Origin of the sequence: Nocardioides kongjuensis (genome assembly GCF_013409625.1) — a bacterium.
Classification (GTDB): Bacteria; Actinomycetota; Actinomycetes; order Propionibacteriales; family Nocardioidaceae; genus Nocardioides; species Nocardioides kongjuensis.
Genome location: NZ_JACCBF010000001.1, coordinates 5,459,215 through 5,483,045, shown reverse-complemented (window position 1 = coordinate 5,483,045; position 23,831 = coordinate 5,459,215). Strand labels below are relative to the sequence as shown.

The following is a 23,831-nucleotide window of genomic DNA, read 5'->3' as shown; positions in this document are numbered from 1 at the left end:
GGACTGGGAGGGAGGTGGTCATGGATCCATAGTGCACTAAGTCAATAGACTTTGCAAACGAGACGAGCCGGGGTCGGAGTCGTAGGGTTCCCGGGTGTCTCGACCAGCAGTCGCTCCCGCCCGGCTGACCGGCTTCCGCGAGCTCCTGGTCCGCACGGTGCCGTCGACGAGCGCGACCCTGGTCGCCGTGTGGGCCGGTGTCTGCGCGGTCGCCGGCCTGGTCCCCTCGCTGCGCCACGGGTTGCGCGAGCCGTTGACCGTCGTCAGCGAGAACGTCCTGCTGATCCTGCCGAACCTCGCCTACGCCACCTTCCTGGCGCTGCTCGCCGCCGCCCTGAGCACCGGGAAGCGCGCGGGCTGGCGGATCCTGGTCGGGGTCCTGGTCATCAACCTGGCCGACGCCCTGGGCGAGTTCACCGCCCGCCCCCGCAGCAACGTCGCGGTCGCGGTCGCCACCCTGCTGCTCGTCGTGGTGCTGCTCGCGCGCAACGGGTTCAACACCCGCGTCCGGTCGCGATCGGTGCTCAAGGCGGTCGCCGTCCTCGTGCCGTGCCTGCTGCTGAGCATCGGCCTGGGCTTCCTCCTCCTCCAGCTCTTCCACGGCACCCTGCCGGGCGACCAGCGGCTGCTCTGGTCGCTCAACCGCGCCACCGGTGGCGTGATCGGCCCGCGTGCGTTCGACGGCCGGCCGGACGACTGGGTGAGCGACCTGATCGGGTTCCTCGGCGGCGTCTCGCTGCTCGGCGCGTTCGCCGTCGTGTTCCAGTCCCAGGCGATGCGCGCGAAGCTGACGGCCCCCGAGGAGCGCGCGGTGCGCGCGCTGCTCGACGAGTACGGGCGCCACGACTCGCTCGGCTACTTCGCGACCCGCCGCGACAAGGCCGCCGTGTTCTCCGAGGACGGCCGGGCCGTCGTCCTGCACCGGGTCGAGGTCGGCGTGTGCCTGGCCAGCGGTGACCCGATCGGCGACGTCGGGTCGTGGCCCGACGCGATCGCCCGCTGGCAGCAGCTCGCGCGCGACCACGGCTGGTCCCCCGCCGTGCTCGGGGCGAGCGAGCGCGCCGCCCACCACTACGAGCGGGCGGGGCTGACCGCCCTGCAGCTCGGCGACGAGGCGATCATCGAGGTCGCCGACTTCAACCAGCGCCGGCCACGGCTGCCGGCCATCCAGCGCGCCGTACGACGGGCCCGGCGCCACGGGCTGACCGTCCGGATCCGCCGTCACCACCAGGTCTCACCCGAGGAGATGGAGCAGGTGCGACGGCTCGCCGACGCGTGGCGCGGCGACGAGCCGGAGCGCGGCTTCTCGATGGCACTGGGTCGTCTCGGCGACCCGGCCGACGGCGAGTGCCTGCTCGCCGAGGCGCTGGCGCCCGACGGCTCGGTGCTCGCGCTGCTGTCGTTCGTGCCGTGGGGCACGTCCGGCATCTCGCTCGACCTGATGCGGCGCGATCCCGACGGCCCCAACGGCGTGATCGAGTTCCTCGTGAGCACGATCGCCGAGCACGGCTCCGAGCACCGGATCGCCCGGATCTCGCTGAACTTCGCGGTCCTGCGCTCCGTCTTCGAGGAGGGCGGGCGGATCGGCGCGGGCCCGCTGCTCCGGGGCTGGCGGCGGGTGCTCCTCGTGCTGTCGCGCTGGTGGCAGCTCGAGGCCCTCTACCGCTCGAACGTGAAGTACGAGCCCGCCTGGTTCCCCCGGTTCCTGTGCTACGACGACGCGCGGATGATCCCCCGCGTCGGCGTCGCGGCCGGCATCGCCGAGGGCTTCATCGACGTCCCGGAGCGGATCCGGACCCGGCGGCCGCTGGAGCCCGAGCACCTCTCCCCGGAGCGGGCCGACGAGATCGTGGCGGCCGTCGAGGCACACCAGGAGCTGCGCGCCCGAGGCCGGCGCCGGCCCGAGCAGGTGCGGATCCGCCTGGACCGGATGTCGTCGATGGCCCAGGCCGGGCGGGCGCCGTACCCGGCGGCCGGGGAGCGGCCGACCTCGACCGCCGCGGCCCTCGCGGCCGAGGACGGGACGGCGGTGACCGTGGCCGGCCGGCTGGTGGCGATCCGCGACCACGGCGGGGTCGTGTTCGTGGAGCTTCGCGACTGGCACGGCTGCGTGCAATGCGTCCTGGAGGCCGACGACCTCGCGCCGGCCCTCGAGGTCTTCGTCGGGGACTGCGACCTCGGCGACCTCGTCGAGCTGCACGGCACCGTCGGCACCAGCCGCAGCGGCGAGCGGTCGGTGCTCGCCACCTCCTGGCGGATGCTCGCGAAGTGCCTCCACCCGCTGCCGGGGCACGTGAACGGCCCGATGGCACCCGAGCTCCGCGTCCGCCAGCGCCACCTCGACCTCGCCATGAACGACAGCGCCCGCGAGCACCTCCGGCGCCGGGCCGAGGTGCTGCGCGCGATCCGCGAGACCCTCCACGGGCAGGACTACCTCGAGGTCGAGACGCCGGTCCTGCACACGGTCCACGGCGGCGCCAACGCCCGCCCGTTCGCCACCTACAGCAACGCCTACGACCTGCCGCTCTCCTTGCGGATCGCCCCCGAGCTCTACCTCAAGCGGCTGTGCGTCGGCGGCGTCGAGCGGGTCTACGAGATGGGCCGGGTCTTCCGCAACGAGGGCGCCGACCGCACCCACAACCCGGAGTTCACCGCGCTCGAGGCGTACGACGCCCACGGCGACTACACGACGATGCGGCACCTGTGCCAGGAGCTGGTGACCACCGCGGCCACCGCGGTGCACGGCCGGCCCGTCCTGGTGCACCGCGACGCGGACGGCCAGGAGCACGAGCTGCCGATCGACGGCACCTGGACGGTGCGGACCGTGCACGACGCGGTGTCGGCGGCGCTCGGCGTCCGCGTCGACGGGGCGACGCCGGTCGAGGACCTGCGCGAGCTGGCCGCTGCCCACGGCATCGCGGGAGCCGGGCTGAGCGCCGACCAGGTCGTGCTCGAGCTCTACGAGGCGCTCGTCGAGCCGACGACGGTGGCGCCGACCTTCTACACCGACTTCCCGACCTCGGTGTGCCCGCTGACGCGCTCGCGCGACGACAACCCCGCGCTCGCGGAACGCTGGGACCTGGTCGTGCTCGGGATGGAGCTCGCCACGGCGTACAGCGAGCTGACCGACCCGGTCGAGCAGCGCCGGCGCCTCGAGGCGCAGTCCCTGCTCGCCGCCGGCGGCGATCCCGAGGCGATGGTCACCGACGAGCTGTTCCTCCAGTCGCTGGAGGTCGGCATGCCACCGACGGGCGGCCTCGGCATGGGCGTCGACCGGCTGCTCATGCTGCTGTCGGGCGACCCGATCCGCTCGACGGTGACCTTCCCGCTGGTGCGCCCCGACGCCGAGGAGACCGCGTGGTGACGCCGCCCAGCCGCCTTCAGTGGCTGGCGATCACGCTCCTGGTGGTCGGCGGCCTCGGGTACGCCGACTGGGTGCTCCAGCTCGTCCTCCCGGTCGACGCCGACCTGCGCACCAGCTTCATCAGCGAGCTGTCCGCGCTCGGCCAGCCCCACCACCGCGTGTTCCGGATCGCCGACGTCGTCGCCGGCGTCGCTCTGGGGGCCGGGGCGGCGTTGTCGTGGGTCCTGACCCGGCGCTGTGCCGCGGTCTGGGCCCCGCTCGTCGTGCTCTCGGTGTGCGCGGTCTTCGAGGCGGCGGTGCCGCTGTCGACGTCGTACACCTTCGGCGCGGCGCTCCCCGACCCCGGCACCGGGGCGTGGTGGGCCAAGGTGAGCGAGCCGCACGGCGTGTCCAGCTTCCTGGAGACGCTCGCCTTCCTGGTGGTGCTGGTGACCTGCAGCCTCGCGCTGCGCCGCCACGGTGCGGACCGGCGCCGGCTCGTCCTGCTGGCCGTGGGAGTCGGCGCCGCGCTGTGCGGCGCGATCGACGCCGTGCTGACCGCGACCCTGCTGCTCAACGGCAGCGCGGCCTACCTCGGCCTGGTCCAGCGGCTCGGCGTGAGCCTCACCGCCGTGTGGCTGGCCGCGGCGCCGAGCTGGCTGGTGCTCAGGGCAGCCGGGTCAGCAGCTCGGCGACCTCGACGCGGCGACCGGTGTAGAACGGCACCTCCTCGCGCACGTGGCGGCGAGTCTCCGAGCCGCGCAGGTGACGCATCAGGTCGACGATCCGGGTGAGGTCGTCGGCCTCGAAGGCGAGGATCCACTCGTAGTCGCCGAGCGCGAAGCTGGGGACGGTGTTGGCGCGCACGTCGGGGTAGCCGCGGGCCATCTGGCCGTGCTCGGCGAGCAGGCGGCGGCGCTCGGCGTCCTCGAGGAGGTACCACTCGTAGGAGCGGACGAAGGGGTAGACCGCGGCGTACGCGTGGGCACGCTCGTCGGCGAGGAACGCCGGCAGGTGGCTGCGGTTGAACTCCGCGGGGCGGTGCAGTGCCATCTGCGACCAGACCGGGGCGAGCCGCGACCCGAAGGCGGTACGGCGCAGCCGGTGGTAGGCGCCCTGCAGCTGGTCGCTGTCGGCGGCGTGCCACCAGACCATCAGGTCGGCGTCGGCGCGCAGCCCCGCGACGTCGTACAGGCCACGGACGACGACGTCCTCGGCGGCCAGCTCGGCGAGGAAGGCCTCCAGCTCGGCGGTCTCGTCCTTGCGAACGACCTCGTCGGGACCGAGCGTCTGCTCGAGCCGGAACACCGACCACATGGTGAAGCGGATGGTGTCGTTGAGCTCGTTGATCTTCGCCGCGTTGCTCTGGATGTGCGCCTGGGGGTCCGACATGCCTCCCATTGTGCCGACACCTCAGTCGCGACCGTAGCCCGCCTCCCGGGCCTTGACGATGGCGTCGGCACGGCCGGTGGCGTGCAGCTTGGCGTAGATGGCCGAGACCGTGTTGCGCACGGTCTTGTTGGAGACGTAGAGGGCGGCCGCGATCTCGTCGTTGGACCGGCCCGCGGCGATGCGCTGGAGCACGTCCCGCTCGCGCTCGCTGAGCTCGGGGAAGGGGTCGTCGTCGGCGCGCTGGGTCGGGAGGGCACCGGCGAAGAAGCCGGCGACCTTGGCGGCGAGGCTGGCGCCGAACACCATCCCGCCGGCGGCGGCCGAGCGGATCGCGTGCTGCACCTCGTCGGCGCCGGCGCCCTTGAGCAGGTAGCCGCACGCCCCGGCGCGGATCGCGCTGAGCACCGTGTCGTCGTCCTCGTTCATGGTCAGCATGACCACCCGCAGCGCGGGGTTGCGGCCGGTGAGGAACCGGGTCGCCTCGATGCCGTCGAGGTGCGGCATCTGGATGTCCATGACCACCAGGTCGGGCGCGGTGTCCTCGACGACGTGCAGCGCCTCGCGACCGTCGGAGGCGGAGCCGACGACCTCGATGCCGTCGAGCGCGCCGAGCAGCGAGGTGAGTCCGTCGCGGACGATCTGGTGGTCGTCGACGACGACCACGCGGATCGGGGTGCTCATGCAGGGCTCCTCAGGGGAAGTCGGGCCCGGACGACGGTGCCGCCGCCCGGGGGGCTGGAGATGGTGGTGGTGCCGCCGAGCTCGGCGGCCCGCTCGCGCAGGCTGGCGAGCCCGACGCCGGCGGCCCGGTCGGCGGGGATGCCGCGGCCGTCGTCGGCGACCTCGAGCACCAGGGTGTCGTCGGCGGTCTCGACCAGCAGTCGGACACCGTTCGCGTCGGCGTGCCGGGCGACGTTGGTGAGCGCCTCCCCCGCGATCCGGTACGCCGCGACCTCGACCGCCGCCGGGAGCCGGAGGTCGTCGGGGGCCGTCACGTCGAGAGGTACGGCGAGGTGCTCGGCCTGCTGCCGGAGGGCACCGACCAGGCCGCGGTCGTCGAGGGCCGGCGGACGCAGGTCGTGCACGAGGCGTCGTACGTCGGCGACGACCTCCTGCACCTGCGAGCTGATCGTCTCGAGCTGGCCGCGGGCCCGGGCCGGGTCCCGGTCGACGGTCATCCGGGCCGCCTCGAGCTGGAAGACGATGCCGCTCAGCGCGGGACCGAAGCCGTCGTGCAGGTCGCGCCGGATCCGGCGCCGCTCCTCCTCGCGGGCGGTGACCAGCCGCTCGCGGCTGCGCTGGACCTCCTCGGCGAGCTGGCTGGTGCGGGCGGCGGTGGCGGCCTGGCGCACCAGGTCGCCGAGCAGCTCCTCGTCGCGCACGGAGAGCCGGCTGCGCAGGCCCCTGGCCGGGAGGACCAGACGCCCGATGGTGGTGTCGCGCCAGGTGATCGGCAGCGTGCGGACCTCGGCCGGCCGGTCACCGAAGGTCGTCACGAGCCGCTCGCCGTGGCCGCGGTCGACCTCGACGCTGACGAACGGGACGGCGAACGCGGAGGCCACGGCGCGGGCGACGGCGGCGAGCTGCTCGACGGTGTCGTCGGTGTTCTCCAGCGTCGAGGCGAGGCCGGCCACGGCGTCGTACCTGTTGCCGCGCTCGCCGAGCATCACCCGACGGATGCCGGCGGAGAGCCGCTGGCGCAGCGGGCCGTAGAGCACGACCGAGACGACCAGCACGACCGCGACGACCTGGGCCTGGGTCAGCTCGTCGTCGAGGACGAGGGTGAGCATGCCGAGCACGGCAGCGTCGGTGGCGACCAGCACGACGAGGATCGCGGCGAGCACGACCGTGCGGCTGAGCAGGTCCTGGATCGGGACCAGGGTGGGCCGGACGATGGCGACGGTCATCGCAGCCGGGGGCACGACGGCGGCGGAGACCGCACCGAGGAAGCTGCCTCCCGGGACGTCGACCGCGAGGGTCACCACGACGACGGCCACGATGACCACGACGCTCCACAGCAGCCAGCGCATCCGGTCGCGCTCGAGGCCGTGTGAGCGCCGGTAGCGCACGACCACGGTGAGCAGGGAGAAGACGAACCCGGCGGCGCCGAGCGCGACGCCGAGCGAGGAGACCAACGGCTCGTGGCCGGTGAGGAAGCCGAGCGTGGTCGGGTCGGCGTCGACGCCGGTCGGCAGGTCGGCGAGGGCGTGGTCGCCCTCGGCCGGCACGACGATGAAGGCGACGCCGCTGAGCGCCATCGCGGCGACAGCGGTCCACGACGCCGGCGTCCACCGGCCCGGCAGGAACCGGCCGGTCGGGAAGACGAGCAGCACGACCGCGGTCACCGAGGTGAGGTAGGAGGTGAACCGGAGCAGGAACCAGAGCGCGAAGGTCATCCCCGGCCAGGCCGAGCTCGCGCCGAGCCCGGCCTGGACGTAGCTCTGCGAGAGCCCGTCGAGCGCCCAGAACAGCCCGGAGAAGGCCAGCAGCCAGCCGAACTTCTGCCTCCGGTCGTGGAGCAGGACGATGCCGGCGAGCACGCCGAGAGCCGCGCCCAGGCTCTGCCACGGCCAGCCGGGACCGCCGGCGATCTCGGGTCCCGGGCCGGTCTCGGGAGCCCCCATGTCGAGCCACGCGCCGAGCGGGACCAGGGCAACGCAGAGGGCGGGTACGACGAGGACCGCGACGGCCCTCAGGCCGCGCGGGCGGGTGTCGGCCTGCTGCGGCACCGGCACGGTCACCGGCACATTCTGCAGCCGGTCCGCACCCCCACGGTGCGGACCGGCTGTTTTGATGGGTTCGTTCACGAGCGGCCGCGGAACGCCTTGTCCCCGGCGAGGAAGCCGAGCGCGATCACGAGCAGGCCGATCGGGCCGGTCATGCCGGCCATGTACTGCAGCGGAGAGATGCCGAGCAGCAGGGTCAGGCCGCCGCCGAGGAGGCCGACCAGGCCCATCCACCTCGGGACGCCGCCGTGGCGGGCCGCGCCGAAGAGGGTGATGCCGGACAGGCCGAGCAGGCCCCAGCACCACGGGACGGTGCCGATCCAGTGGTTGTACATGGCGGCGTTCGAGGAGACCAGGATGTCGCTGTCGCCGGCGGAGAAGATGAACTCGGTGTCGAGGCCCGCGCCCAGGACCAGGACGACCGCCGTGACCAGCACGCCCGAGAAGGCGACGAGCGGGAGCGCGCTGTCGGCGGGGGTGCTCGCCTTGAGCCGGCGGTACAGGCCTGCGCCGAACGGGACCAGCAGCACCGCGGCGACCATCGCGCTCAGGTGGAAGGCCAGCATCTGCGGCACCATGTCGCCGAGTGCCTCGGAGATGGCGTCGGCGTCACCGGCGTACTTGTCGTCGTAGACGGCGCTGACCATCGAGGACGAGACGATCGCCCCGACGCCGGCGAGGCCGGCGCCGAGACCGGCCAACGCCCAGCGGGTCGGGGGGTAGACGACCGGCTCGTCGTGCGGCGCGGTGTGGTCGAGGGCGGTCGGGGGGACGTGGGTCTGAGCTGTCATGACAGGAGCATCCCGGGCCCGGTGTCCCGCGGGACAGGGACAACGGGGCAAGGTTCGGGCGCCTCAGGCGAGCAGGCCGTCGACCGCGTCCCGGGCCGAGCCGATGGTGGCGGGGATGCCGACGCCGTCGTACGCCGCCCCGCACAGCGCGAGGCCGGGGACCTCGGCGACCGCGGTGCGGATGCGGGCGACCCGGTCGGCGTGGCCGACCCAGTACTGCGGCAGCCCGCCGCCCCAGCGCTGGACGACCGCGTCGACCGGGGACGCGGTCAGGCCGGTGGCCAGCTCGAGGTCGGCGAGCGAGGCGCTGACCAGCCCCTCGTCGGGGACCTGGAGGGTGTCCTCCTCGCCGAACCGGCCGAGCGAGGTGCGCAGCACCAGCAGGCCCTCCCCTGCGTCGCGCACCCAGTCCCACTTGGCGAAGGAGAAGGTCGACGCCTTGACCCGGCGGCCGTCGACGGGCGGGACCAGGAAGCCGGAGGCGCCGGTGTCGAGCGCCTCGGCGACGCCCGGGTCGTCGCTGCGGAACGCGAAGGTGACCAGGGCGACCGAGGCGTAGGCGATCCCTGCCAGCTCGCGGGCTGCCTGCGGGGCGAGGTCGGCGAGCAGCCGGGCGGTCGGCGCGGCGGGCGTGGCGAGCACGAGGTGGTCGGCGTGCTCCTCCCCCGCGGGGGTGGTGACCACGAAGCCGGTGGGGGTACGGCGCACCGCGGTGACCGGGGTCTCGTGGCGGACCTCGACACCGGGACGGTCGCGGAGGTCGGCCTCGAGGGCGGCGGGCAGGCGCCACATGCCGCCGTCGACGGCGGCGAACACGGGCGGTGCGTCGGCGGGCGGCCCGGGCACGCTGACCTCGTCACGGGTGAGCAGGTCGAGCAGCTGCGGCGCGGCGGAGCGGGCGGAGATGCGGCGGGCCTGGCCGGCGTACACGCCGCCGAGGAGGGGCTCGACCAGCCGGTCGACCACCTCGTCGCCGTAGCGCCGGCCGACGAGGTCGCCCACCGAGACGTCGCCGTCGGGGTGCGGCACGACCTGGTGGCGCGCGCGGTCGAGGCCGTCGGCCGACAGGATGCCCGTGCCGGCGAGGTCGTCGAGGTCGAGCGGGGCGCCCATCAGGGTGCGGGGCAGCCGGCGCAGCGCGTCGCGGGTCCAGACCCGTGAGGTCGCCGTCGTCGGGTGGGTGATCGGCAGGCCGAGGGCCGCCGCGAGCGCGGTGCCCTCGGGGCGCCGGTGGAGCATCGCCTCGGCGCCGACGTCGACCGTGACCCCGGCGACCTCGCCGGCCCGCAGCTTGCCGCCGGGGCGGTCGGTCGCCTCGAGCACGAGGACGTCGCTGCCCGCCTCCGTGAGGGCGCGGGCGGCACCCAGACCGGCGATCCCCGCTCCCACCACGACCGCCCGGCTCATGGGGCCAGCCTAGAGACAACCGGTCAGGCCTGGGTGGCGACCCGGTCCTCCAGCAAGGACGCGGCGACGTCACCGGTGACGCCGCGCGAGGCGGCGGCACGGCCGACCACGAAGACGTAGGCGAGGAAGCCGAGCTCGGCGAGCACGCCGATCGCGATCCGCGCCCACGTGGGCAGCGGCGAGGGCGTCACGAAGCCCTCGATGATGCCGCTCACGAACAGGCACACCGCCAGTCCGAGAGCGACGGTGACCGACGTACGTCCGGCCCTGGCGAGGGACGCCGCCCGGGAGAGCTGCCCGGGCTCGACCCACGACCAGAACAGCCGCAGGCCCACGCCGCCGGCGACGAACACGCACGTCAGCTCGAGCAGGCCGTGCGGGATGATCAGCCCCCAGAACAGCTCGCCGCGGTCGTGGCGCATCATGATCGAGCCGACGATCGCGAGGTTCGCGACGTTCTGGAACAGCAGGTAGAGCACCGGCAGCCCGAGGATCCCGAGCGCGATGCACAGGGCGCTCACCCAGGCGTTGTTGACCCACACGTGGGTGGCGAAGGCGCCGGCGGCGTTCTCGCTGTAGTAGCTCTCGAAGTCGCTGTTGACCAGCTGGTCGACCTCCTGCGGCGAGAGCAGGCTCTGCTCGACCTGCGGGTGCTGGCCGAGCCAGAGCATCATCACCGCGGTGACCACCACGTTCCCGGCCAGGCAGCCCAGCCACCACCAGCGCAGGTTGTAGAGCGCCGCCGGGAACCGCTCGGTGAAGAACCCCGCGAACCCGCGCCAGCTCGGCACCCGCGAGGCCAGCATCGCGATCCGTGCCCGCCCCAGCAGCGAGGACAGGTGGGCCACCAGCTCACCGTCGGGCGCCGAGGTGCGTACGACGGACAGGTGGGTCGCGACCTGCTGGTAGCGGTCGACCAGCTCGTCGGCCTCCGCACCGCTGCGGTGCCGCTGGCGCACCAGCTGGTCCAGGCGCGCCCAGGACCCCGCGTGGGTGGCGACGTACGCGTCGAGGTCGATGCGGGGCACACGGTCAATCTATCCGTCCCCCGCGCCAACCCGCCGTCGCCGTAGGCTGCCCCCGATGCCCACCTCCGACTTCGCCACCGTCACCGCCGACGACCTCGTCACCGGCGAGGGCGTGGCGCTCGACCTGCCGGCCGCCTCGCTCGGGCTGCGGATGGCGAGCGGGCTGATCGACGTCGTGGTCACGGTGGTGACCCTGGTCGTGCTCTACATCCTGCTGCTGGTCGGCGCGTCGGTCGCCCACGACGAGGCGCTGCTCGGGGCAGGCATCGTGCTCACGTCGGTCATCACGTTCCTGGTCGTCCCGACCGCGCTGGAGACGCTGACCCGCGGCCGCTCGCTCGGCAAGCTGGCGCTCGGGCTGCGCACGGTCCGCGACGACGGCGGGCCGATCAGCTTCCAGCACGCGCTGGTGCGGGCGCTGATCGGGTTCGTGGAGATCTACGCGTTCTCGGGGGCGCCGGCGTTCTTCTCGATCATGCTCAGCACCCGCGGCAAGCGGCTGGGCGACTACGCCGCGGGCACGTACGTCGTGCGCGAGCGGGTCCCGCTGCGGCTGCCTCCCCCGCCGCCGATGCCACCCCAGCTCGCGGCCTGGGCGCGGCGGACCGACCTGGCGGCGCTGCCGACGGGCACCGCGCTCGCGGTGCGCCAGTTCCTGGCTCGCCTGCCCACCCTCGACCCGGTCTCGCGTGACCGGGTCGGACGGGCGCTGCTGGGCGACGTGGCGCCGTACGTCGCCCCGCCCCCGCCGCCCGGGGCGCCGCCGGAGCTGGTGCTGATAGCCGTGGTGGCCGAGCGCCGCGAGCGCGACCTCGAGCGGCTGCGGCGAGACGACCGGCTGCGCCAGCGGCTGCTGACCAAGCAGGGGTGACCCACCCGCCCGCTGGGTAGGTTGGGCGGCATGACGCAGGTCAACGAGCCGCCGACCGCTCCCACCGGCCGCACCCGGCGTACGCCCGCCGACCCGAGCACGCCGCTCTCGGTCGACGAGCTGGCCCGCGCGACCGAGGCGATCAGCAAGGTCTCCGACGCCTTCTCCAGCCGGGTCGTCGGCCAGCACCGGGTCCGTACGGCGCTCCTGGTCACCCTGCTCGCCGAGGGCCACGTGCTGCTCGAGAGCGTGCCCGGCCTGGCGAAGACGCTCGCTGCGTCGACGCTGTCGCAAGCGGTCAGCGCCCGGTTCGCGCGGATCCAGTGCACGCCCGACCTGCTGCCGAGCGACATCATCGGCACCCAGGTCTACGACCCGCGCCGCCACGAGTTCGAGACCCAGCTCGGGCCGGTCCACGCCAACTTCGTGCTGCTCGACGAGATCAACCGGGCGAGCGCGAAGACCCAGTCGGCACTGCTGGAGGCGATGCAGGAGCGGCAGACGTCGATCGCCGGCACCATCCACCCGCTGCCCGACCCGTTCATGGTCCTGGCCACCCAGAACCCGATCGAGGAGGAGGGCACCTACGTCCTCCCCCACGCCCAGATGGACCGGTTCCTGCTCAAGGAGATCGTCGACTACCCCACCGAGGACGACGAGCTGGTGGTCCTCGAGCGGATCGACGACGGCACGCTGGGCCAGCACATGACCGACGTACCCGCCGTCGTCACGCCCCACGAGGTCGCCGAGCTGCAGGAGCTGGTGCGCAGGGTGTACGTCGACCCGGCGATCCGCCGCTACATCACCGCCGTGGTGCGGGCGACCCGCGACGTCACCGGGCTCCTCGGGCCCGAGCTCGGCAACTACGTCGAGATCGGCGCGAGTCCGCGCGGGTCGATCGCGTTCTTCCAGGCAGCGCGGGCGATGGCGGTCGTCCAGGGCCGCCACTACGTGATCCCCGAGGACGTCCGCGAGCTGCGGCACAGCGTGCTGCGCCACCGGCTCCACCTCAGCTTCGAGGCGCTCGCCGACCGCGTCCGCCCGGAGACGGTCATCGACGCCGTCTTCCGGGCCGTGCCGACCCCGTGAGCCCGCGGTGACGGCCCACCTGACGCGGATCAAGTCACGGCTGGCCATCCACGCCCACCGCAAGGTGTGGGGCCTGCTCGAGGGCGAGTACGCCGCGATCCACGTCGGGCGCGGGATCGACTTCAACGACCTGCGCGAGTACGTCCGCGGGGACGACGTGAAGGACATCGACTGGAAGGCCTCGGCGCGCAGCCGCCAGCTGCTGGTCAAGAGGTACGTCGCCGAGCGCAAGCACACCGTGCTGCTGTGCGTCTCGACCGGCCGCAGCATGGCCGCGCTCAACGACGCCGCGGTCGCCAAGCGCGAGCTCACCGTGCTGGTCGCCGGCGTGATCGGCTACCTCGCCGTCCAGCACGGCGACCTGGTCGCGCTGGTCCACGGCGACGAGGAGCGCCACCACGTCGAACGCCCGGCCGCCGGCGAGCTGCACCTCGAGCGGCTGCTCGGCACCGTCCACGACGCGATCACCCCCGACGGGCCCCACGGCGACCTGCCGGGCCTGCTGCGCCACGTCGTGCGCACCGTCCGCCGGCGCACCATCCTCGTCGTCGTCACCGACGACGTGACCCTCTCCGACGAGTCCACGATGCTGCTGCGCCGGCTGACCGCGCAGCACGAGGTGCTCTTCTTGACCGTCGGCGACCTCGACCCCACCCAGCGCAGCGTCGCCGACCGACGCCTCGTCGACGTCGACGCCGACGCCGAGGTGCCCGGCTGGCTGCGGCGCGACGCCCGGCTGCGTGCGGAGTTCGCCGCCCTCGTCGACGAGGAGGGCCAGCGGATGCGCCGCCGCCTCGACCAGCTGGGCATCGCCCACGAGCTGGTCCGCGACCACGACTCCGCGATCACCGCCGTCTTCCGGCTCCTCGAGAGGCACCGCCATGCGCGCCGGCGTTGAGGCACTGGCCGTCGACCTGCCCGAGGAGTTCACCGGACCGGTCGGGTACGCCGACCGCTGGCTGTGGATCGCCGTCGGGCTCGCCGTCGCGCTGGTCGCCTACTACCTGCTCGCGTGGTGGTTCACCCGGCCGCCACGACCGGTGGGCCTCGCGCGTGCGGGCGTCCCGCTGCCCGACGTGCGCCAGCAGCACCTGGCCCGGATCGACCACATCGAGGCCCGGGTCGGCGCGGGCGAGATCAGCGCCCGCGACGGGCACCAGCAGCTCAGCGAGGTGGTCCGCGACTACGTCGCCGCGGTCACCACGCTTCCGGCGCGGACCATGGCGCTGGCCGACTTCCGCGACCGGGCGCCGTTCGCGCTGGTCGAGGTGCTTGAGCTGGTCTACCCGCCCGAGTTCGCCCCCGACGACCCCGACGGCACCTTCGCCCACGGCCTGTTCGACACCGCCGTCGATCGCGCGCGCGGCCTGGTCGCCACGTGGAGCCCGGCCTGGAGCGCGGCCTGATGTGGGACACCGACACGACCGGGTTCCGGTGGCCGTGGCTCTCGCTGCTGCTCGGCGCGCTCGTGCTCCTGCTGCTCGTGGTGTGGCTGCGTCCCTGGCGGCGACCGAGCCGCGCCGGTGCGTCGTACGTCGCCCACGCGGCACGGCTGCAGTCGCTCCCCCGCTACCGCACGCTCGTGCGACGCCAGGTGGTGCTCGGCGCCTGCCTGACCCTGGCCACGCTGGTGGCCTGCACCGGGGCGGTGGTGTTGGCCGGGCGGCTGCAGCAGCGGCAGACGATGACCCAGGAGGACCGCACCCGCGACATCGTGCTGTGCCTGGACGCGTCCGGCTCGATGGCGGAGGTCGACGCCGACGTGCTGCGCGAGTTCCGCGCGATCATCTCGGGCCTGCGCGGTGAGCGGATCGGGCTGACGATCTGGAGCGGCGCCGCGATCACCGTGTTCCCGCTGACCGACGACTACACCTACGTGCTCGAGCAGCTCAACGCGGCGGAGAAGGCGTTCGCGTCGGGCGACGTCTACAGCGACGAGTACGCCGTCTTCACCGCCGGCACCGTGCTGGACTGGGACATCCAGTCCCAGATGGGCGACGGGCTGGCCTCGTGCGTGCAGCGCTTCGACCGCAACGACGAGGACCGCAGCCGCGCGATCGTGCTGGCCTCCGACAACGAGCCGATCGGCAAGGGGATCTTCAGCGTGCCCGACGCGGCGGCGTACGCCCGCGAGAAGAAGGTGGTCGTCCACGGCATCGCCGCGCCGGCGACGGCCGAACGGCCCGACGCGGCAGAGCAGTTCCGCAGCGCGGTCACCAGCACCGGCGGCACCTTCTCCATGCTCGGCGCCGACGGCAGCACCAAGGCGGTCATCGACGCGATCGCCCGCCTCGACGCCAAGCCGATCAAGCGGCCGCCGCTCGTGCAGGTGCTCGACCGGCCCCACCTCGGCACCGTCGTCGTCGGGGTCGGCCTCGGCGGGCTCGTGCTGCTGTGGGTGCTGCAGGGCGTGCTCGTGCTGCGCGACCGGAGCGGGGCGGGCCGATGAGCACCACCACCTCGACCGTCCTCGTGCTGGCCCGCCGGATCGGCATCGTGCTGCTGTTCGTGGTCATCGTGCTGCGCCCCGGCTTCGGCCGTGCCGAGGTGCCCACCCAGCTCTCCGACCTCGACGTCATCGTCGTCGTCGACCGCACCCGGTCGATGGCGGCCCTCGACTACGACGGCAAGCAGCCGCGCATCACCGGGGCCAAGGCCGACCTCACCGCGCTCGCCGAGGCGCTGCCCGGAGCCCGGTTCGGGATGCTCGCGTTCGGCGCCGACGCGCGCGTGGTGCTCCCCCTCACTTCCGACAGCGCCGCCTTCGGGGCGGCCGTCGAGACGCTCTACCTGGAGAAGCCCAAGGACGGCACCGGCTCGAGCGCCACCCGTCCCGTGCCGGAGCTGAAGGACCTGCTCGAACGGTCCGCGGAGCAGGCACCCCAGCGGCGCCGGATCGTCGTCTACGTCGGCGACGGCGAGGACACCACGAGCGAGGACGGGGTCGACTCCTACGACCAGGTGGCCGACCAGGTCGCGGGCGGAGCCGTCCTCGGCTACGGGACGAAGCGGGGCGCCCCGATGCCGGCCGACGACGACCTGACCGGTGACCTCGGTTTCGTCCAGGACCCCGCGACCGGTGACACCGCCCAGTCCCACGCCGACACCGACGAGCTGCAGAAGATCGCCGACCAGCTCGGCGTCCGGTTCGAGCACCGCACCCGGCCCGGCGGTCTCGACGACCTCGCCCGCTCGTTCGAGGCGTCGTACTCCGACGGCGCGGGTGGTCACGACCGCCCGGCCGAGCACGACCTGACCTGGCTGTTCGGCGTCCTGCTGCTCGGCCTGCTGCTGCTGGAGCTGCACGCCGGCTGGCGCGCGGTGTGGGCGTCGCGGCACGTGCTGGCACCGCGGAAGGGAGCGGTCCGATGACGAACCCCCGCCGGCGGCTCCGGGTGGTGCTGCTCCTCGCCGGGCTGGTGCCGGTGCTGCTCGTGGCGGCGTACGCACTCAAGGTGACGCTGATGCTGCAGGCCAACGCCTCCGGTCGCGACGCCTTCGACCGCGGCGACCTCGACGGCGCGGCGGCCGAGTTCGCCGGCACCCGCACGCTGAACTGGTTCGAGTCCTGGGTCGCGGCCTTCGACGAGGGTGCGTCCGAGCACGCCCAGGGCAGGTACGCCGAGGCGATCACCGCCTACCGCGACGCCCTCGAGGACGTGCCGCACCGCGACGAGTGCACGGTGCGGATCAACCTGGCCCTCGCCCACGAGGCGGTGGGTGACGCCGCCGCCGAGTCCGGGGCGACCGAGGATGCGCGGTCGGCGTACCAGGCCGGCATCGACGTGCTCGCCGCGGGCAGGTGCCCGCAGGACTCCGGGCGGGGCGAGGAGCAGACCGCCGATGCCGGCGCGGTCGACGAGCGGCTGCGCGAGAAGCTCGAGCAGAACCAGGACCAGCCGCAGCAGCCCCAGGACCAGCAGCCGCCCCAGCAGCCGCAGCAGCCCGGCGACCCCGGCGAGTCCGACCCGCGCCGCGACCGGCTGCAGGAGCAGAACGACCGCGGCGCCGACCAGCGCCACGAGGACCAGGACCTCTACGACGACGAGGACTACACCCGGCCGGACGCGTGGTAGGCGCACCGCTGCACCACGTTGATCGCCGCCGTGGGCGCCACCGGGGCTAGCCCCGGTGCCTCCGACGACGCCGCAGCAGCGCGATCGCGACCAGCACCGCGAGGACCGCGCCGATCTGCTTGCCGTAGGTCTTGACCAGGATCGGCAGCACCGCGGAGCCGAGGTCGAGGGCGTCGTCCTCGGCCGCGGCCGGCCGCGGAGCGGCTGCCGGTGCGGGCCGTGGAGGCGGCGTGGGTACCGCGGCCGCCGGCTCGGGATGGTTCCCGGCGGCCGCGGTGTCGGTGGGTTCCTCGGCGGCGCTCCCAGCGGCCGGAGCAGGCGCTGCCTCGGCGGCGAGGCGCTGCTCGAGGCAGGACACGAACTGTCCGAGCAGCTTGTCGGAGACGTCCTGCATCACACCGCGCCCGAACTGCGCGGGCTTGCCGGTGATCGCCAGGTCCGTGACGACGTCGACCCGCGTGGAGCCGGCGTCGGCGGCCGCCATGGTCACGGTGACCGTGGCGCCCGCCGTACCGTTGCCGCGCTTGTCCCGCCCCTTCGCGTCCACGACGAACCGGTGGCCGGCCTCGTCGCGCTCGACGAACTTGCCGGAGCCGGCGTAGACCAGCGCGATCGGGCCGAGCTTGACCTTGCAGGTGCCCTCGAAGGTCGGGGCGCCGTCGTCGTCGGTGCCGACCGCCGTGACCTGGGCCCCCGGGAAGCACTCGGCGAGGGCGCCGATGTCCTGGAAGTGCGCCCAGGTCGCGTCGAGCGACGTCGGGACGGTGAAGGAGTGGCTGAGGTCCAAGGTCAGCCCCTCCCGGCGGCCGCGAGCACGGCCCGTCGGGTGAGCACGGTCGCGAGGTGGCGGCGGTAGTCGGCGTCGCCGTTGAGGTCGCTCGGCGGGTTGGTGCCCTCGGCGGCGAGGGCAGCCGCGGCGGCGACCCCCTCCTCCGTCGCCGGTACGCCGGCGAGCGCGGCCTCCGCGGCCCGGGCCCGCACGGGCGTCGAGCCCATGTTGGTCAGGCCGATCCGGGCCTCCGCGATGGTGTCGCCCTCCATCCGCACGGTCGCCGCGACCGCGACGATCGGCCACTGGTGGGCGATCCGGACGAACTTCTCGTACGCCGCCCCCCAGCCGTCGTGCTTCGGGACCCGGACCTCGGTCAGGATCTCGTCGTCGGAGATCGCGGTCTCGAAGAGGTCGACGAAGAAGTCGTCGGCCGCGATCTCCCGCGTCCCGCCCGGCCCCTGGACCACGAAGGTCGCACCGAGCGCGAGCGCCGGTGCGCCGAGGTCACCGGCCGGGTCGGCGTGGGCGAGGGCACCGCCGAAGGTGCCGCGGTGGCGCACCTGCGCGTCGGCGAGGTGCGTGATGGCCTTGCTGACCAGCAGCGCGTGCTCGTGCACGAGCGGGTCCTGGCCGACGTCGTGGTGCGTGGTCATCGCGCCGATCGCGAGGTGGTCTCCCCCGTCGCGGACGCCGCGCAGCGACGCGATCCGGCCCAGGTCGATCACCCACTCCGGCGCGTTGAGGCGCATCCGGAGCACCGGCAGCAGGCTCTGGCCGCCGGCGATGATCTTGGCGTCGTCGCCGTGCTGGGCGAGCGCGGCGAGCGCCTCCTCGACCGTGGCCGGGGCGACGTACTCGAAGGCTGCGGGGATCACTGGGCTGCTCCTTCCGACTCGTCGAAGTGGGGTGCGGCGGCCTCGGTCGTCTCTCCCCCGGACCCACCGCTGTTGATGGCCCGCCAGACCCGTTCCGGCGTGCACGGCATCGCGACGTCGTGGACGCCGTAGGGGCGCAGCGCGTCGACGACCGCGTTGACCACCGCGGGGGTGGACGCGATCGTGCCGGCCTCGCCGACGCCCTTGGTGCCGAGCGAGTTCGTGGTCGCCGGCGAGGTGGTGTGGTCGAGCTCGAAGCTGATCGTGTCGGCCGCGGTGGGCAGCAGGTAGTCGACGAACGACCCGGTCACGAGGGTGCCGTTGTCGTCGTAGACCGCCTCCTCCCACAGCGCCTGGGCGATGCCCTGGACCAGTCCGCCGTGGACCTGCCCCGACACGATGAGCGGGTTGATGACGTTGCCGATGTCGTCGCAGCAGGCGTACTTGCGCAGCCGGACCTGCCCGGTCTCGGTGTCGACCTCGACCGCGCACAGGTGGGTGCCGTGCGGGTAGTTGAAGTTGACGGGGTCGTACGTCGCCTCCGAGTCGATCGACGCCTCGACACCGTCGGGGAGGTTGTGCGCGGCGAAGACGGCGGTCGCGATCTCGGTGATCGCCATCCCCTGGTCGGTTCCCCTGACGGTGAACCGGCCGTCGCTGAACTCGAGGTCGTCGGCGGAGGCCTCGAGCAGGTGGGCCGCGACCGGCCGCGCCTTCTCGATCACCTTGTCGACGGCCCGCACCAGGGCCTCGCCGCCGACGACCAGGCTGCGGGACCCGTAGGTGTCCAGGCCCTTGTGGGAGATCTGGGTGTCCCCGTGCAGGACCTCGACGTCCTCGAACGGGACGCCAAGCCGGTCCGCCACGATCTGGCTGAACGCCGTCTCGTGGCCCTGACCGTGGGCGGACGCCCCGGTGACGACCTCGACCTTGCCGGTCGCGAGCATCCGGACCTCGGCGTGCTCCCAGCCGCCGGCGCCGTAGTTGAGGCTGCCGAGCACCCGGGACGGCGCGAGGCCGCACATCTCGGTGAAGGTCGACACGCCGAGCCCGAGCTGGACCCGGTCGCCCCGGGCGCGGCGCTCGGCCTGCTCGGCGCGCAGCGCGTCGTACCCGAACATCTCCTTGGCGCGCGCGGTGGCGGCCTCGTAGTTCCCGGAGTCGTACTCGAGGCCGGCCACCGTGGTGAACGGGAACTCCTCGTGCTTGATCCAGTTCATCTCGCGGACCTCGAGCGGGTCCTTGCCGAGCTCGGCCGCGAGCTCGTCCATCAGCCGCTCGATCGCGAACGTCGCCTCGGGCCGGCCGGCGCCGCGGTAGGCGTCGGTCCAGGTCTTGTTGGTGAGGACGTTGGTGGTCTGGAACTGGTAGGCGGGGAACTTGTAGATCGCGTTGAACATGAACGCCCCGAGCACCGGCACGCCGCCGCCGACGATGGCGACGTACGCCCCGAGGTCGGCGAGCAGGTCGACCTTGAGGCCGGTGAGGTGACCGTCCTTGGTCGCGGCGAGGGTGAGCCGCTGCCACTGGTCGCGGCCGTGGTGGGCGGTGAGCAGCGACTCGCTGCGGGTCTCGGTGAACTTCACCGGCTTGCCGAGCTTGCGGGCCACCGCGAAGGCGATCATCTCCTCCGGCGTCTGCTGCAGCTTGCCGCCGAAGCCACCGCCGACGTCGGGCGCGATCACCCGGATCTTCGACTCGGGTACGCCGGTCGTGGCCGCGATCGCGAAGCGCAGGATGTGGGGCACCTGGGTCGCCGACCAGACGGTGATCTGCTCGCCGGTCGGGTCCACGACGACGCTGCGCGGCTCCATGAACGCGGGGATCAGCCGCTGCTGGCGGTACTCCCGCTCGATCACGATGCCGTTCTCGCGGGCCTCGGCGATCGCCTGCTCGACGTCGCCGCCGGTGCCGGCCTCGGCCGAGTCGAAGCGCCACACGGCGCTGACGTTGGTGCCGAGGTCGGGGTGCGCGAGCGCGCCGCCGTTGGTGTGGGCCTCGGCCGACTCCTTGAGGTCGAGCGCGGCCGGGAGCTCCTCGTAGTCGACCTCGACCAGCTCGGCGGCGTCGCGGGCCTCGGCGGCGCTGCGGGCGACCACCACCGCCACCGTCTCGCCGGCGAAGGCGACCCGGTCGGTCGGCATCGGCAGGTGGGCGGGGGTGACCTGGTCGGGCACGACGGGCCACGCGTTGATGCACGCACCCTGGCCCTCCCCGAGGTCCGCTCCGGTGAACACCGCCACCACGTTGGGGCTGGCCTTGGCCTCGGCGGTGTTGATGCCGGTGATCCGCGCGTGCGGGAACGGGCTGCGCACCATCGCGAGGTGCAGCATGCCCGGCAGCGTGATGTTGTCGGTCCAGCGGGTGCGGCCGGTGATGAGGCGCTGGTCCTCCTTGCGGCGGCGGTCGCGGCCGATCTCGCCCCGGGTGGGCTCCTGGGTGGCGGTCATGCCTGCGCCCCCTCCGTCGTACCCGCGGCGTGCTGCACCGCGCGGACGATGTTGTGGTAGCCCGTGCAGCGGCACAGGTTGCCCTCGAGGCCGAGCCGGATGGCCTCCTCCGACGGGCTGGGGTTCTCGGCCAGCAGGTCGACGGTCTGCATGATCATGCCGGGCGTGCAGAAGCCGCACTGCAGGCCGTGGCACTCGCGGAAGGCCTCCTGCACGGGGTGCAGCGCGCCGTCCTCGCCGGCCAGTCCCTCGATGGTGGTGACCGTCCCTCCGTCGGCCTGGACGGCCAGCACGTTGCAGGACTTCACGCTCCTGCCGTCGAGGTGGACGGTGCAGGCGCCGCAGTTGCTGGTGTCGCAACCGATGACGGTGCCGGTCTTGCCGAGCTTCTCGCGCAGGTACTGCACCAGCAGCAGGCGGGGTTCGACGTCGTCGGTCACCTGCTGACCGTCGACGGTGAGGCTGATCCGGGTCATGACTCTCCCTTGAGCGTGAGGGACCTGTGACCTGCCTCACGCTAGGCAGGCGTGGTTGGTGCCGGGTTGGTGGCAGGGTCGGCGTGCCTCGGGCGGTGTCCGTGCTCGCGCCTAGCCTGCCGACATGAACCGGACGGACCGCCTCTACGCCCTCGTCGAGGAGCTGCGCGCCGCGGGTCCGCGCGGGCGCACGGCGAGCCAGCTCGCCGCGCACTTCGAGGTCAGCGTCCGCACGATCGAGCGCGACCTGAGCGCGCTCGGGCAGGCCGGCGTACCGCTCGCGACGCGGCAGGGCCGCACGGGCGGCTACAGCCTGGACCCCTCGATGACGCTGCCGCCGCTCAACTTCACCCCGCGCGAGGCGACGGCGGTCGCGGTGGCACTGAGCAGCAGCACCCACGTGCTGTTCGCGCGCGACGCCCGGTCGGCGCTGCAGAAGATCGTCGCGGCGATGCCCGGCCCTGCCCTCGCGGAGGCCCGGGCAGCGGCGGCGAAGGTGCGGCTCGTCGTCCCCCTCGGCGCGACACCCGACGCCGAGGTCGCCGAGACCATCTGGCGGGCGGTCCGGGAGGGGCACGTCCTGCGGATCGGCTACGTCGACGTGGACCACGTCGAGTCGGAGCGCGAGGTCGAGCCGCAGCACGTCGTGATGGGCCCGCGCGGGTCGTACCTCACCGCCTGGTGCCGCCTGCGCGAGGACGACCGGGTCTTCCGGATGGACCGCATCACGTCGGCCGAGCGCACGCCGGCGCTCGCCCGCGGCCCGCGGCGGCCGCGCGACCCGGCCCTGGCGGAGGCGCTGGGGCCGCTGCCGGCGTCGGCGCTGCGCCCGGAGGAGCTGCTCGGAATCGCGTCGGGAACTCCGACATAGGGCTGTCGCGAAGCCTTGCGACGGTGGTCGTGTTCCCCCTTCCACTCACCGAGGAGCTCCGATGACCAGCACTCCCCTTGCCCCGCCCGCGCCCGGCACCGTCGCGTGGTTCGAGGTCGCGACCGACGACCCCGGCGCCGCCGAGAAGTTCTACGGCGGCCTGTTCGACTGGACGTTCGCCACCGACGAGGCCTCCGAGGCCGGCGGCCTCGACTACCGCCTGGTCACCGCCCCCGGGGGCGGTGGGCCGTCCGGGGGCGTCTTCGGCACCGCCGGGCAGATGCCCGGGCACGCCGTGTTCTCCATCCTGGTGGCCGACGTCGCGGCCACCTGCGCGGCGGCCGAGCAGCTCGGCGGCACCGTCGTGAGCCAGCACCTGGACGTCGGCCCGGGCGTGCCGACGTTCGCCTACCTGAAGGACCCGGCCGGCAACCAGTTCGGCGTCTTCGCACCGCCGGCGCGCTGACCTTCCCCGGACATGACGGATCCCCGCCCCTGCCGGTGGGCAGGGACGGGGATCCGGGAGGACGTCGGTCCCGGCGATCAGCCCAGGTCGACGATGGCGGCGACGGGGCCGCCGCCCTCCGGGCCCTGGTGGGCGGCGGAGACCGAGACGAAGACCGCCGGGTCGCCGGTCACGGCAGCGGTGACGCCACCGACGCACGACTTGATCTGGCGGTGCCAGTGCACGTCGGAGTCGTCGAGCATGGCGTTGCGGCGACCGCGGACCTCGCCGTTCTGGGACGCCTCGCACTTGAGGAAGACGTTGACCAGGCGGCCCTGCAGGTCGGAGGAGTGCGGGCGCTCGGGCAGGTCGAGGCCGGCGTCCTTGATGGCGTTCCAGATGCCGTCCTGGTCGAGGGCGTCGTTCATGACCGAGTGGCCGATCCGGTAGCGCCCGCCGACACCCTTGGCGTTGCCGACGACGACGATCTGGGCCTGGTCGAGCTCGACGCCCGAGGAGCAGGAGGCGACCGAGGAGTACAGGTCGCGGTTGTTCATGACGTCGGCGTCGGTCGGCATCTCGATCTCGCCGAGGGCGACGGCGATACCGAGGCCGGTGACGCCGTTGGAGAGGTCCATCGACTCGTGGGTGTGCTCGGTCCAGACCTGCTTGCCGCGGCTGTGCGCGTCGCGGATGGTGTGGATGGTCAGCAGCGGGGTCTTGGTCTGCACGTAGTGCACGTCGGCCGGGTCGGTGATGCCCGCGCGCTCCATGGCGACCTTCACGCCGGCGGCGACCTTCTCGATCATCGCGACGTACCCGATCTCCTCGGGCAGGATCGGCTCGCTCATCGCGAAGCCGACGGTGAGGCGCTGCTCCTCGCGGCTCGGGTCGTCCTCGGCGACGTCGGTGGTGGCGAAGATGGTGGCGTGGGGGCTGATCACGCCGTCGGTGCCGCCGGACCACACGATCGGGACCTGCTTGACCTGGTCGACCGGGGCGCCCTTGTCGACGAGCACCTCGCGGAAGGCACGGTCGGCGATGATCCGGGTGTAGTCGTTCACCCCGCCGTTGCCCTCGGTCTTGCCGATGATCGCGATGACGCGGTCGGCCTTGAAGACACCGTCGTCGATGAGCTTGGCCAGCTCGGACGCGTCGGCGACGGAGTGGATCGGGACCTTGCGGACCTCGATGGCAGAAGGCATGGTCGGGTTCCTTT

The 23,831-nt window shown here is 73.4% G+C and carries 21 protein-coding genes and 1 pseudogene; 11 read left to right on the top strand and 11 right to left on the bottom strand.

What is annotated here, in order from left to right; all coding sequences use genetic code 11:
• The first annotated feature begins 94 nt into the window (after positions 1-94).
• Together lysX and BJ958_RS28305 are read left to right on the top strand one after the other, a co-directional pair.
• Positions 95-3,364: a bifunctional lysylphosphatidylglycerol synthetase/lysine--tRNA ligase LysX gene (lysX, locus tag BJ958_RS26255; RefSeq protein WP_179729701.1), complete on the top strand. Its 3,270-nt coding sequence runs from the start codon at positions 95-97 to the stop codon at positions 3,362-3,364.
• Positions 3,358-3,978, top strand: a pseudogene (locus tag BJ958_RS28305) (DUF998 domain-containing protein); the annotation flags it as partial. The gene lysX and the pseudogene BJ958_RS28305, both read left to right, overlap by 7 nt.
• A 31-nt stretch (positions 3,979-4,009) precedes the next feature.
• Here BJ958_RS28305 and hemQ read toward each other — a convergent pair.
• The 6 genes from hemQ to BJ958_RS26225 all read right to left on the bottom strand — a co-directional run bounded on the left by hemQ (position 4,010) and on the right by BJ958_RS26225 (position 10,687).
• Entirely contained in the window at positions 4,010-4,735 is a 726-nt protein-coding gene (gene hemQ, locus BJ958_RS26250; RefSeq protein ID WP_179729700.1) for a hydrogen peroxide-dependent heme synthase, read from the bottom strand.
• Between the two features lie 21 nt (positions 4,736-4,756).
• Complete coding sequence (locus BJ958_RS26245; protein ID WP_179729699.1) at positions 4,757-5,416, bottom strand: response regulator transcription factor; 660 nt, start codon at positions 5,414-5,416, stop codon at positions 4,757-4,759.
• On the bottom strand, positions 5,413-7,476 hold the full coding sequence (locus tag BJ958_RS29270) for a histidine kinase (protein ID WP_179729698.1): 2,064 nt from the start codon (positions 7,474-7,476) through the stop codon (positions 5,413-5,415). Before BJ958_RS29270 ends, BJ958_RS26245 begins: the two co-directional genes overlap by 4 nt.
• A gap of 62 nt (positions 7,477-7,538) precedes the next feature.
• Entirely contained in the window at positions 7,539-8,252 is a 714-nt protein-coding gene (locus BJ958_RS26235) for a hypothetical protein (protein ID WP_179729697.1), read from the bottom strand.
• Between the two features lie 63 nt (positions 8,253-8,315).
• A complete protein-coding gene (locus tag BJ958_RS26230) occupies positions 8,316-9,659 on the bottom strand; it encodes a protoporphyrinogen/coproporphyrinogen oxidase (protein ID WP_179729696.1) in 1,344 nt (447 codons plus the stop codon).
• Positions 9,660-9,682: 23 nt separating this feature from the next.
• Positions 9,683-10,687 carry a stage II sporulation protein M gene (locus tag BJ958_RS26225; RefSeq protein ID WP_273520219.1) on the bottom strand — a complete coding sequence of 335 codons (1,005 nt, stop codon included), beginning with the start codon at positions 10,685-10,687 and terminating at the stop codon, positions 9,683-9,685.
• A gap of 55 nt (positions 10,688-10,742) precedes the next feature.
• Here BJ958_RS26225 and BJ958_RS26220 point away from each other — a divergent pair, with 55 nt between their 5' ends.
• Genes BJ958_RS26220 through BJ958_RS26190 form a run of 7 tightly spaced genes read left to right on the top strand, consistent with a single transcriptional unit; the run spans position 10,743 to position 16,723 of the window.
• Positions 10,743-11,558 carry an RDD family protein gene (locus BJ958_RS26220; RefSeq protein ID WP_179729695.1) on the top strand — a complete coding sequence of 272 codons (816 nt, stop codon included), beginning with the start codon at positions 10,743-10,745 and terminating at the stop codon, positions 11,556-11,558.
• A 30-nt stretch (positions 11,559-11,588) separates the two neighbouring features.
• Entirely contained in the window at positions 11,589-12,647 is a 1,059-nt protein-coding gene (locus tag BJ958_RS26215; protein ID WP_179729694.1) for an AAA family ATPase, read from the top strand.
• 7 nt (positions 12,648-12,654) lie between these two features.
• Positions 12,655-13,545 (top strand): DUF58 domain-containing protein, encoded by an 891-nt coding sequence (locus tag BJ958_RS26210; protein WP_179729693.1) that lies wholly within the window; start codon positions 12,655-12,657, stop codon positions 13,543-13,545.
• Positions 13,529-14,053 carry a hypothetical protein gene (locus tag BJ958_RS26205; RefSeq protein ID WP_179729692.1) on the top strand — a complete coding sequence of 175 codons (525 nt, stop codon included), beginning with the start codon at positions 13,529-13,531 and terminating at the stop codon, positions 14,051-14,053. Before BJ958_RS26210 ends, BJ958_RS26205 begins: the two co-directional genes overlap by 17 nt.
• Positions 14,026-15,096 carry a VWA domain-containing protein gene (locus BJ958_RS26200; protein ID WP_179729691.1) on the top strand — a complete coding sequence of 357 codons (1,071 nt, stop codon included), beginning with the start codon at positions 14,026-14,028 and terminating at the stop codon, positions 15,094-15,096. Before BJ958_RS26205 ends, BJ958_RS26200 begins: the two co-directional genes overlap by 28 nt.
• Positions 15,093-16,019, top strand: coding sequence for a vWA domain-containing protein (locus BJ958_RS26195; protein ID WP_179729690.1), 927 nt, complete (start codon positions 15,093-15,095; stop codon positions 16,017-16,019). The genes BJ958_RS26200 and BJ958_RS26195 overlap by 4 nt, the downstream gene beginning before the upstream one ends.
• Positions 16,016-16,723, top strand: a complete 708-nt coding sequence (locus BJ958_RS26190) for a hypothetical protein (RefSeq protein ID WP_179729689.1) — start codon at positions 16,016-16,018, stop codon at positions 16,721-16,723. The genes BJ958_RS26195 and BJ958_RS26190 overlap by 4 nt, the downstream gene beginning before the upstream one ends.
• A gap of 46 nt (positions 16,724-16,769) precedes the next feature.
• Here BJ958_RS26190 and BJ958_RS26185 read toward each other — a convergent pair whose 3' ends face one another.
• From BJ958_RS26185 to BJ958_RS26170, 4 genes are read right to left on the bottom strand one after another with little or no spacing between them, the layout of a single operon-like run.
• Positions 16,770-17,510, bottom strand: a complete 741-nt coding sequence (locus tag BJ958_RS26185) for an SRPBCC family protein (protein ID WP_179729688.1) — start codon at positions 17,508-17,510, stop codon at positions 16,770-16,772.
• 2 nt (positions 17,511-17,512) lie between these two features.
• The gene (locus tag BJ958_RS26180) at positions 17,513-18,370 is read right to left on the bottom strand and encodes an FAD binding domain-containing protein (RefSeq protein WP_179729687.1); all 858 of its coding nucleotides are present in this window, start codon (positions 18,368-18,370) and stop codon (positions 17,513-17,515) included.
• On the bottom strand, positions 18,367-20,820 hold the full coding sequence (locus BJ958_RS26175) for a xanthine dehydrogenase family protein molybdopterin-binding subunit (RefSeq protein ID WP_179729686.1): 2,454 nt from the start codon (positions 20,818-20,820) through the stop codon (positions 18,367-18,369). Before BJ958_RS26175 ends, BJ958_RS26180 begins: the two co-directional genes overlap by 4 nt.
• Positions 20,817-21,296, bottom strand: a complete 480-nt coding sequence (locus BJ958_RS26170; RefSeq protein ID WP_179729685.1) for a (2Fe-2S)-binding protein — start codon at positions 21,294-21,296, stop codon at positions 20,817-20,819. Before BJ958_RS26170 ends, BJ958_RS26175 begins: the two co-directional genes overlap by 4 nt.
• Before the next feature lie 124 nt (positions 21,297-21,420).
• On the opposite strand from BJ958_RS26170, the gene BJ958_RS26165 reads away from it, so the two are divergent.
• Together BJ958_RS26165 and BJ958_RS26160 are read left to right on the top strand one after the other, a co-directional pair.
• Positions 21,421-22,167: a helix-turn-helix transcriptional regulator gene (locus BJ958_RS26165; RefSeq protein ID WP_179729684.1), complete on the top strand. Its 747-nt coding sequence runs from the start codon at positions 21,421-21,423 to the stop codon at positions 22,165-22,167.
• A 61-nt stretch (positions 22,168-22,228) separates the two neighbouring features.
• Entirely contained in the window at positions 22,229-22,633 is a 405-nt protein-coding gene (locus tag BJ958_RS26160; RefSeq protein ID WP_179729683.1) for a VOC family protein, read from the top strand.
• A 77-nt stretch (positions 22,634-22,710) separates the two neighbouring features.
• On the opposite strand, the gene bar is transcribed toward BJ958_RS26160, so the two are convergent.
• A complete protein-coding gene (bar, locus tag BJ958_RS26155) occupies positions 22,711-23,817 on the bottom strand; it encodes a barbiturase (protein ID WP_179729682.1) in 1,107 nt (368 codons plus the stop codon).
• Positions 23,818-23,831 lie beyond the last annotated feature (14 nt).

Bases quoted from the DNA above. Each gene is read 5' to 3' on its own strand.
- BJ958_RS26245 (WP_179729699.1), bottom strand. From the start codon at position 5,416: ATGAGCACCCCGATCCGCGTGGTCGTCGTCGACGACCACCAGATCGTC.
- BJ958_RS26235 (WP_179729697.1), bottom strand. From the start codon at position 8,252: ATGACAGCTCAGACCCACGTCCCCCCGACCGCCCTCGACCACACCGCG.
- bar (WP_179729682.1), bottom strand. From the start codon at position 23,817: ATGCCTTCTGCCATCGAGGTCCGCAAGGTCCCGATCCACTCCGTCGCC.
- BJ958_RS26230 (WP_179729696.1), bottom strand. From the start codon at position 9,659: ATGAGCCGGGCGGTCGTGGTGGGAGCGGGGATCGCCGGTCTGGGTGCC.
- BJ958_RS26160 (WP_179729683.1), top strand. From the start codon at position 22,229: ATGACCAGCACTCCCCTTGCCCCGCCCGCGCCCGGCACCGTCGCGTGG.
- BJ958_RS26175 (WP_179729686.1), bottom strand. From the start codon at position 20,820: ATGACCGCCACCCAGGAGCCCACCCGGGGCGAGATCGGCCGCGACCGC.
- BJ958_RS26205 (WP_179729692.1), top strand. From the start codon at position 13,529: ATGCGCGCCGGCGTTGAGGCACTGGCCGTCGACCTGCCCGAGGAGTTC.
- BJ958_RS26170 (WP_179729685.1), bottom strand. From the start codon at position 21,296: ATGACCCGGATCAGCCTCACCGTCGACGGTCAGCAGGTGACCGACGAC.
- BJ958_RS26195 (WP_179729690.1), top strand. From the start codon at position 15,093: ATGAGCACCACCACCTCGACCGTCCTCGTGCTGGCCCGCCGGATCGGC.
- BJ958_RS26215 (WP_179729694.1), top strand. From the start codon at position 11,589: ATGACGCAGGTCAACGAGCCGCCGACCGCTCCCACCGGCCGCACCCGG.
- hemQ (WP_179729700.1), bottom strand. From the start codon at position 4,735: ATGTCGGACCCCCAGGCGCACATCCAGAGCAACGCGGCGAAGATCAAC.
- BJ958_RS26165 (WP_179729684.1), top strand. From the start codon at position 21,421: ATGAACCGGACGGACCGCCTCTACGCCCTCGTCGAGGAGCTGCGCGCC.
- BJ958_RS26190 (WP_179729689.1), top strand. From the start codon at position 16,016: ATGACGAACCCCCGCCGGCGGCTCCGGGTGGTGCTGCTCCTCGCCGGG.
- BJ958_RS26220 (WP_179729695.1), top strand. From the start codon at position 10,743: ATGCCCACCTCCGACTTCGCCACCGTCACCGCCGACGACCTCGTCACC.